This window comes from Streptomyces sp. NPDC005820 (assembly GCF_040630255.1).
Lineage (GTDB): Bacteria > Actinomycetota > Actinomycetes > Streptomycetales > Streptomycetaceae > Streptomyces.
Genome location: NZ_JBEXXE010000103.1, coordinates 1 through 8,672 on the forward strand (window position 1 = coordinate 1; position 8,672 = coordinate 8,672).

8 protein-coding genes are annotated in these 8,672 nt (G+C 71.2%); 3 read left to right on the forward strand and 5 right to left on the reverse strand.

What is annotated here, in order from left to right; translation table 11 throughout:
* Nucleotides 1–136 precede the first annotated feature (136 nt).
* The 3 genes from ABZ464_RS51555 to ABZ464_RS51565 all read right to left on the reverse strand — a co-directional run bounded on the left by ABZ464_RS51555 (nt 137) and on the right by ABZ464_RS51565 (nt 3,735).
* Nucleotides 137–1,318 (reverse strand): FAD-dependent oxidoreductase, encoded by a 1,182-nt coding sequence (locus tag ABZ464_RS51555; protein ID WP_359289888.1) that lies wholly within the window; start codon nt 1,316–1,318, stop codon nt 137–139.
* Between the two features lie 99 nt (nt 1,319–1,417).
* On the reverse strand, nt 1,418–2,551 hold the full coding sequence (locus ABZ464_RS51560; protein WP_359289890.1) for an aromatic ring-hydroxylating dioxygenase subunit alpha: 1,134 nt from the start codon (nt 2,549–2,551) through the stop codon (nt 1,418–1,420).
* A gap of 98 nt (nt 2,552–2,649) precedes the next feature.
* Nucleotides 2,650–3,735, reverse strand: coding sequence for an S-(hydroxymethyl)mycothiol dehydrogenase (locus tag ABZ464_RS51565; RefSeq protein WP_359289892.1), 1,086 nt, complete (start codon nt 3,733–3,735; stop codon nt 2,650–2,652).
* 260 nt (nt 3,736–3,995) lie between these two features.
* Between ABZ464_RS51565 and ABZ464_RS51570 the strand changes: the two genes are divergently transcribed.
* The 3 genes from ABZ464_RS51570 (at nt 3,996) to ABZ464_RS51580 (ending at nt 6,692) form a co-directional block, all read left to right on the forward strand.
* Nucleotides 3,996–4,787 carry an IclR family transcriptional regulator gene (locus ABZ464_RS51570; protein WP_359289894.1) on the forward strand — a complete coding sequence of 264 codons (792 nt, stop codon included), beginning with the start codon at nt 3,996–3,998 and terminating at the stop codon, nt 4,785–4,787.
* Between the two features lie 124 nt (nt 4,788–4,911).
* Nucleotides 4,912–5,784: a formyltetrahydrofolate deformylase gene (gene purU / locus ABZ464_RS51575; RefSeq protein ID WP_359289896.1), complete on the forward strand. Its 873-nt coding sequence runs from the start codon at nt 4,912–4,914 to the stop codon at nt 5,782–5,784.
* 113 nt (nt 5,785–5,897) lie between these two features.
* Complete coding sequence (locus ABZ464_RS51580; protein ID WP_359289898.1) at nt 5,898–6,692, forward strand: IclR family transcriptional regulator; 795 nt, start codon at nt 5,898–5,900, stop codon at nt 6,690–6,692.
* A 39-nt stretch (nt 6,693–6,731) separates the two neighbouring features.
* Here the strand turns inward: ABZ464_RS51580 and folP are convergent, their stop codons facing one another.
* Complete coding sequence (gene folP / locus ABZ464_RS51585) at nt 6,732–7,646, reverse strand: dihydropteroate synthase (RefSeq protein WP_359289900.1); 915 nt, start codon at nt 7,644–7,646, stop codon at nt 6,732–6,734.
* A gap of 32 nt (nt 7,647–7,678) precedes the next feature.
* A complete protein-coding gene (locus ABZ464_RS51590; protein ID WP_359289902.1) occupies nt 7,679–8,539 on the reverse strand; it encodes a bifunctional methylenetetrahydrofolate dehydrogenase/methenyltetrahydrofolate cyclohydrolase in 861 nt (286 codons plus the stop codon).
* Between the last annotated feature and the right edge of the window lie 133 nt (nt 8,540–8,672).

The following is an 8,672-nucleotide window of genomic DNA, read 5'->3' on the forward strand; positions in this document are numbered from 1 at the left end:
GAAGTTCTCCGAGGCGATCATCTCGAGCGTGGACTGCTGGCGGTTCAGCTCGGCGTCGACCGCGGCCGCGATCTCCGGGTCGAGCTCGTGCAGGGACTGGTGGAACAGGGTCATCGACGTTTCCTCGCGTGGGGGCTCAGTGGGCGGCGGCCGGGACGGCGGGGACGAGGGTGCGGCGGAGCCGGTTGAAGAACTTGGGCTGGTTGAGGGAGAGCACGGCGACGGGGGTGCCCTCGCGCCGGTAGACGGCCGTGAAGGAACGGCTGTCGAGGTCGCCCTCGACGACCTCGGGCTCGGCGCCGGGAGCGACGTACCCGGCGAGCTGGATGCGCACCCCGTACTGGTCGGACCAGAAGTACGGCGCGGTCGGCGAGGCGGGCGCGGACACCCCGGTGAGCAGGGTGCGGGCGGCGGTCTTCGCCTGCTCGCCGGCGTTGCTCCAGTGCTCGATCCGGGCGTGCCGTCCGGTGAACGGGTGGGGGCAGCGGGCGACGTCGCCGACGGCGACCACGCCCGGGACACCGGTCGCGCAGCCGGCGTCGCACACCACCCCGTCGTCCACCGGCACTCCGGAACCGGCGAGCCAGTCGGTGGCGGGCCTGACCCCCACCCCGACCACCACGACGTCGGCGGGCAGCACCTGCCCGTCCGCGAGCCGCACGCCCGTGACCCGGCCCTCGCCGACGAGTCCCGCGACGCCGGTCCCGCACAGCAGACGGACCCCGTGATCGGTGTGGAGCGAGGAGCACACCAGCCCCATCTCGCGCCCCAGTTGGCGTTCCAGCGGGATGCCGAGCGCCTCGACGACGGTGACGTCGAGGCCGAGTCCGCGGGCGGTGGAGGCCACCTCGGCGCCGATGAAGCCGGCGCCGATGACGACGAGCCGGGGCCGGCCGTTCGTCAGGTCGGCGCGCAGCGCGAGGGCGTCGTCCAGGGTGCGCAGGGTGTGGACGCCGGCGAGTCCGTCCGTGCCGGGGAGCGTGCGGGCGGCGGCGCCGGTCGCGATGACGACGCCGTGGGTGCGCACATGCCGTCCCCCGGCCAGGGTGACGGTCCGGGCGCCGGGGTCGAGGCGCACCGCGCGCTCGCCGAGCAGCCACTGCACGTCCAGGTCCTCGTATTCCTCCGGGTCGCCGAGCGAGAGCGCGGCGGCGTCGAGGCCCCCCTTGAGGAAGTCCTTGGACAGCGGCGGGCGGTCGTAGGGGGTGTGGCGCTCCTCCCCCACGACGACGATCTCGCCGTCGTAGCCGTCCGTGCGCAGCGCGCGGACCGTGCTCAGGCCTGCCAGCGATGCTCCGACGACGGTGATGCTCCTCATGCGGGCTCCAGACAAGCTGTCTCACATGACACAACGACATCCGTTATGTGCAACATGGTTTGGGTGGGAGGCGGGGTTGTCAAGAGGGCCGGGAGGCGGTCAGTGCGTGGGACCCACGTCGAGCTTGTTCTGCAGCCAGGTGTGGAACTCGCCGATGTGGTGCTCACTGGGCACCAGCACCCCGCCCCGGGTGTACGCCCGTGAGCTCATCCCCGGCTGGGTGCGCTCGCAGGCGTCGAAGTCCTGCACGTTGACCCGGTGGAACAGCTCCACCGAGCGGTCCACGTCCTTGCCGCTCTCCACGACGTGCGGCAGGTACAGCCAGTCGCACTCGACGATCGTGCGGTCGTGGGCCATCGGGTACATGCGGTGGAAGATGACGTGGTCGGGGACGAGGTTGATGAAGACCTGCGGCTTGACCGTGATCGCGTAGTAGCGGCGGTCCTGGTCCTCGGCCACCCCGGGGATGCGGTCCAGGCCCTCGGAGCCGTCCACGGTGAAGCCCTGGATCTCCTCGCCGAACTCGGCGCCGTGGCCGACGTAGTACTGGGCCGCGTATCCGTCCGCGAACTCCGGGAGGACCTCGGTGAGTTCGGGGTGGATGGTGGCGCAGTGGTAGCACTCCATGAAGTTCTCGATGATGAGCTTCCAGTTGGCCTTCACGTCGTAGGTGATGCGCTTGCCGACGGAGAGGTTGTCGACGTCGTAGCGCTCGATCGAGGCGACGTCGCCGAGGCGCTCCACGACCGCGCCCAGCACGTCCGCCTCGAAGGACGGCGGTTCGTCGGCGAGGCACACCCACACATAGCCGAGCCATTCGCGGACATGGACGTTGATCAGGCCGTACTCGGTCCGGTCGATGTCCGGCATCGAGGTCAGGTTCGGGGCGGCGACGAGTTTGCCGTCCAGGCCGTACGTCCAGGCGTGGTACGGGCACTGGAAGGCGCGCTTGACCTCGCCGGACTCCTCGGTGCAGAGCTTGGCGCCGCGGTGCCGGCAGATGTTGAGGAACGCCCTGATCGAGTTGTCCCTCGCCCGGGAGACGAGCACGCTCTCGCGGCCGACCTGGTAGGTGCGGAACGCGCCGGGCTTGTCCAGCTCGGAGGCGCGGGCCACGCAGAACCACATGGCCTCGAAGACCCGCTCCTGCTCCTGGGCGAAGATCTCGGGGTCGGTGTAGTACTCGCCGGACAGCGTGGGGATCAGGCTGGGCGGCAGGTTCGTGAGGGTCATCGTGTCACTTTCGTGAGTGGGGTGAGGTGCGGTGCGGTGCGGTCGGTTCGTCGTCGAGTGCGCACCCGACGGCGCCGGCGCCGATGACGTCCGGGCGGTCACAGGACCACGACCGAGCGCAGCACCTCGCCGTGGTGCATCTTGGCGAACGCGGCCTCCACGTCGTCCAGGCCGATCGTCTCGGTGACGAAGCCGCCCAGGTCGAAGCGGCCCTGGAGGTAGAGGTCGATGAGGGCGGGGAAGTCCCGGGAGGGCAGGCAGTCGCCGTACCAGGAGGACTTCAGGGCGCCGCCGCGGCCGAACACGTCCAGCAGCGGCAGTTCGAGCGTCAGCTCCGGGGTGGGGACGCCGACGAGGACGGCGGTGCCGGCCAGGTCGCGGGCGTAGAAGGCCTGTGTGAAGGTCTCGGGACGGCCCACCGCGTCCACGACGACGTCGGCGCCGAAGCCGCCGGTGAGTTCGCGGATCGCCTCGACGGCGTCGGTCCTGGAGGAGTCCACGACGTCGGTGGCGCCGAACTGCTCGGCCCACTTCAGCTTCCGCTCGTCGACGTCCACGGCGATGATGCGGCCGGCGCCGGCCACCTTGGCGCCGGCGATGGCGGCCATGCCCACGCCGCCGCAGCCGATGACCGCGAGGGAGTCGCCGCGGCCCACGCCGCCGGTGTGGACCGCGGCGCCGAACCCGGCCATCACTCCGCAGCCGAGCAGGCCCGCCGCGGCGGCCGAGGCGGTGGGGTTCACCTTGGTGCACTGGCCGGCGGCGACCAGGGTCTTCTCCGCGAAGGCGCCGATGCCGAGGGCGGCGGACAGCGGGGTGCCGTCGGCCAGGGTCATCGGCCGGGCGGCGTTGTGGGTGGCGAAGCAGTACTGGGGTCTGCCCCTGCGGCAGGCGCGGCAGGTGCCGCAGACCGCACGCCAGTTGAGGACGACGAAGTCGCCCGGCGCGACCTCGGTGACACCCTCGCCGACCGCCTCGACGACGCCCGCGGCCTCATGACCGAGCAGGAAGGGGAAGTCGTCGCCGATCCCGCCCTCGCGGTAGTGCAGGTCGGTGTGGCAGACGCCGCAGGCCTGCACCTTCACCAGCGCCTCACCGGGGCCGGGGTCCGGAACCAGGACGGTCTCCACCGAGACGGGGGCGCCCTTCTTCCGGGCGACGACGGCGCGTACCTCGTGTGTCACGGTCGATCTCCTCGCTCAGGGGGGCGGCCGAAGGCGTTGTTCGGCTGGGTGTTCGGCTGGATGTTCAGGAGGCGCCGAGGGGCCGGAGCATGTTGCACATCCCGCAACACTCTTCGCCATAAGCAACGACGCCCAAACTGTCCCCTCACGGACACCACGCCGTCAAGGCCCTTGACGAGGTTTCGACGTCAGCGGACGATGTTGCATACTGCGATGCTTGTTCTATATAGAGAAACAACAGCAGAGGAGCGACAGCGGCAATGAGCGACGGTACGGACGCTCCGGCGCAGCCCGAGTCCCCGGTGCAGTCGGTCGACCGGGCGGCGACCATCCTCGAGTTCCTGGGCCGCCACGACGAGGCGGGCGTCACGGACATGGCCGCCGAACTAGGGGTGCACAAGTCCACGGCGTCCCGGCTCGCCACCGCCCTGGAGATGCGCGGACTCATCGAGCAGACGGAGGAGCGGGGCAAGTACCGCCTCGGCCTCGGCCTGATCCGCCTCGCCGGCGCCGCCACGGTCCGGCTGGACCTCTCCCAGCAGAGCCGCCAGGTGTGCGAGCGGCTGGCGCACCGGGTCGCAGAGACCATCAACCTGGCCGTCCTGGACCGGGACGCCGCGATCAACATCGACCAGGTGCTCGGCCCCTCGGCCCTCACCACGCACAACTGGCTGGGCCGGCGCACGCCGCTGCACGCCACGTCCAGCGGCAAGATCCTGCTGGCCCATCTGCCCGACCCCGAGCTCGCCGACCGGCTCTCGGAGCCGCTGGAGCGCTACACCCCGCACACCGTCACCGATCCCGGAGTCCTCCGGGACCAGCTCCGGCGCGCCCGCACGGACGGGGTCGCGTACAGCATCGAGGAGCTCGAACAGGGCCTGAACGCGGTGGCCGCACCGGTCTTCACCTTCAACGGACAGGCGGTCGCCGCGCTCAGCGCCTCGGGACCGTCCGTCCGGCTGACCGAGGAGCGACTGCCGGCGGTCTGCGCCGCGGTGCGGGCGGCCGCCGAGGAGATCTCGGACCGCCTGGGCCATCTCCACCGCCCCTGACCCCTTGACCACCGGGTCGCCACCGTTGGAGCATGTTGCGCATCGCCCACAGTGTTGCGCAATACGCATCAGAGATGCATCAGTACGCATCACATGAAATGCGCACCAGATCACGGAGGATGGCATGTCTCCTCGACCGCAGCCCGGCCGCGAGTACGTCCTCACCCTGTCCTGCCCCGACCAGGCCGGCCTGGTCCACGCCGTGTCCACCTTCCTGCTGCACCGCTCCGGCAACATCCTGGAGAGCCGGCAGTTCGACGACCGGATGTCGGGCCGCTTCTTCATGCGGGTGCACTTCGACGTCTCGGACCCCGGCGTCTCGCTGGAGGACCTGCGGACCGGTTTCGGGCCGGTCGGCCAGGCGTACGGGATCCGCTGGCAACTGCACGACGCCTCGACCCCCACCCGAACCCTGATCATGGTCTCGAAGTTCGGCCACTGCCTGAACGACCTGCTCTTCCGCAAGTCCACCGGCTCGCTCAACATCGAGATCCCGGCGATCGTCTCCAACCACCGCGACTTCGAGCCGCTGGCGCAGAGCTACGGCATCCCCTTCCACCACATTCCGGTGACCAAGGAGACCAAGGCCGAGGCCGAGGCGCGGCTGCTGGAGCTGGTGGGCGAGCTGGACGTGGACCTGGTGGTGCTGGCCCGCTACATGCAGATCCTCTCCGACGACCTGTGCAAGCAGCTCGACGGCCGGGCCATCAACATCCACCACTCCTTCCTGCCCAGCTTCAAGGGGGCCCGGCCCTACGTCCAGGCGTACCAGCGCGGTGTGAAGCTCGTCGGGGCCACGGCGCACTACGTCACGTCCGACCTCGACGAAGGCCCGATCATCGAACAGGACGTCGTCCGGGTGGACCACTCCCGCGACCCCGACGAACTGGTCACCATCGGCCGGGACGTGGAGGCCCGCGTGCTCGCCCGCGCCGTGGAGTGGCACAGCGAGAGCCGTGTCCTGGTCAACGGGAAGTGCACCGTGGTCTTCCGCTGACGAACGGCCGGCCCTAGGGTGCGGGAAAACAGTCGCCGTCAAGTGTCCGATAGGCCCCTTGTCCGGTCGCTGTGGCCCCTCACCTCTCATCGGCCATTGCGTATAGTTGCGCTATGAGCAACTATGCGGCAGAGGGCGCAACGACAGGTGCGGTGAACGGCGTGCAGTCCGTCGACCGTGCCGTCAGCGTCCTGGAGATCCTCGCCCAGCGCGGCGAGGCCGGTGTCAGCGAGGTCGCCGCCGAGATCGACGTCCACAAGTCGACCGCGTTCCGCCTGCTCGGAGCGCTCGAGGCACGCGGCCTGGTCGAGCAGACGGCCGAGCGCGGCAAGTACCGGCTCGGTTTCGGGCTCGTCCGGCTGGCCGGAGCGGTGACCGGCCGGCTCGACATCACCCAGCAGGGCCGGGTGGTGTGCGAGCGGCTCAGCGACCGCATCGGAGAGACCGTCAACATCGCGGTCCTGCAGGAGCACTACGCCGTCAACCTCCACCAGGTACGCGGCCCCGGCGCGGTCGGCACGCACAATTGGGTGGGACAGCTCACCCCGCTGCACGCCACGTCGAGCGGCAAGATCCTGCTCGCCCATCTGCCGACGCAGACCCGGGCCGACGTACTCGCCGCGTCCGGGCTGCGGAAGCTGACGCCGCACACCCTGACGGCCAGGGCCAAACTGGAGAAGAACCTCACCGAGGCGCTCGAACGCGGCTACGCGATGACGCTGGAGGAACTCGAGATCGGGCTGCACGCCATGGCGGCCCCGATCCGCTCCCGTGACGGCGAGGTCATCGCCGCGCTGAGCGCCTCCGGCCCCGCCTACCGCTTCACCGAGGCACGCATCCATGAACTCGCCCCCGTGCTGGTCGAGGGCGCGGCGGAGATCAGCCGCCGGATGGGCCACCTGGGCTGAGCCGGCCCGCGCACGGCACGCACGCGGGCCGCGGGGTCCTCAGCACAGCGGCGACAGCGCCGGCGCCTCGGCGCCCCAGCGGGCCGTCACCCGCACCGCGTCCAGCGTCGAGGCGACATCGTGCACGCGCAGACACCACACGCCCTGCGCCGCGGCCAGCACCGACACCGCGGTGGTCGCGGCATCCCGCTGCGCCGCCGGACGGGGCCGTCCGGTCTCCCGGTCCGTCAGCAGCGCGCCCAGGAACGACTTGCGTGACGCCCCCACGAGCACGGGATGGCCCAGCGCGCGCACCTCCGCCAGCCGGCCCAGCAGCTCCCAGTTGTGCCCGGCCTCCTTCGCGAAGCCGAGCCCCGGGTCGATGATCAGACACCCGGGCGCGATCCCCGCCGCCAGCGCGGCGTCGATCCGCGACCGCAGCTCGTCGAGCACGTCGGTCACGACGTCCCCGTAGCGGGCGTTCGCCTGCATGCCCGCCGCGTGCCCACGCCAGTGCATCACCACGTACGGCGTGCCGGCCCGGGCCATCAACGGCAGCATCGCGGGATCGGCGAGCCCCCCGGAGACGTCGTTGATCAGCCGGGCACCGGCGTCCAGCGCGCGGGCGGCCACCTCGGCCCGCATGGTGTCGACACTGACGACCGCGCCCGCCGCGGCCAGTTCCCGGACCACGGGCAGAACGCGGCGCAGCTCCTCCTCCACCGGCGGGCGCACGGCGCCGGGGCGGGTGGACTCACCGCCCACGTCCACGATGTCCGCTCCCTGCTCGAGCAGCGCGCGTCCGTGCGCGACGGCCGCCCCTGGGGCGAAGGACAGCCCGCCGTCCGAGAACGAGTCGGGCGTGACGTTCACGACGCCCATGACCAGCGTCCGGCCGGGCCGCGGAAGCCCGTGCGGGTGAAGCTCGGGCGTACCCGGGCGGGGAGGGGTGGTGGGGTGGGCCGTGACGGTCACAGGGGTCCAGCCTTAGTCGGGGACATGCGTGTTCATGCCGCGGTGGCGTTCTTCTCGGCGGCCTCGACGACGTTGGCGAGCAGCATGGCCCGTGTCATGGGGCCCACCCCGCCGGGCATGGGCGCGAGCCACCCGGCGACGGTGGCGGCCTCCGGGTGGATGTCGCCGACCAGTCCCTGGTCGGTACGGGTGATGCCGACGTCCAGGACGGCCGCGCCGGGGCGCAGCATGTCCTTGGTGACCAGGCCGGGTGAACCGGCGGCCGCGATGACGATGTCCGCCTCGCGGACGTGCCAGGCCAGGCCCTTGGTGCCGGTGTGGCACAGGGTCACGGTGGCGTTCTCCGACCTGCGGGTGAGCAGCAGCCCGATGGGACGTCCTACGGTGATGCCCCGGCCAATCACGCACACCCTCGCTCCGGCGAGGGGCACGTCGTGACGGCGGAGGAGTTCGACGATGCCGCGCGGGGTGCACGGCAGCGGCGCGTCCACCCCGAGGGCGAGCCGGCCGAGGTTCACCGGGTGCAGTCCGTCGGCGTCCTTGGCCGGGTCCATGCGTTCCAGTACGGCGTTCGCGTCCAGGTGGGCCGGAAGCGGGAGCTGGACGATGTAACCGGTGCAGGACGGGTCGCCGTTGAGTTCGTCGATGACGTCCTCGACCTGCTGCTGAGTGGCGTCGGCGGGCAGATCGCGGCGGAGGGAGGCGATGCCGACCTGCGCGCAGTCCCGGTGCTTGCCGGCGACGTAGGCACGGCTGCCGGGATCGTCGCCGACCAGGACGGTGCCCAGGCCGGGCGGCCGACCGCCGGCCGCGGTCAACTTGGCCACGCGCTCAGCGAGTTCGCGGCGAATCTCGGCGGCGGTGGCCTTGCCGTCAAGCAGTTGTGCGGTCACCGGCGGTGTTCCTTCCCTCGGAGTGGACGCTGCCTGCTAGCCGCGAAGGCGGGACATGGTCGGGTCGAACAGGGGTTCCTCGGCGACGACCGCGTCGACACGCTGGTCGAAGTAGCCGATCCGCAGCGCGGTG

Excerpts from the sequence above, each read along its gene's own strand:
- ABZ464_RS51555 (WP_359289888.1), bottom strand. The coding sequence starts at position 1,318 with ATGAGGAGCATCACCGTCGTCGGAGCATCGCTGGCAGGCCTGAGCACG.
- ABZ464_RS51560 (WP_359289890.1), bottom strand. The coding sequence starts at position 2,551 with ATGACCCTCACGAACCTGCCGCCCAGCCTGATCCCCACGCTGTCCGGC.
- ABZ464_RS51570 (WP_359289894.1), top strand. The coding sequence starts at position 3,996 with ATGAGCGACGGTACGGACGCTCCGGCGCAGCCCGAGTCCCCGGTGCAG.
- purU (WP_359289896.1), top strand. The coding sequence starts at position 4,912 with ATGTCTCCTCGACCGCAGCCCGGCCGCGAGTACGTCCTCACCCTGTCC.
- ABZ464_RS51580 (WP_359289898.1), top strand. The coding sequence starts at position 5,898 with ATGAGCAACTATGCGGCAGAGGGCGCAACGACAGGTGCGGTGAACGGC.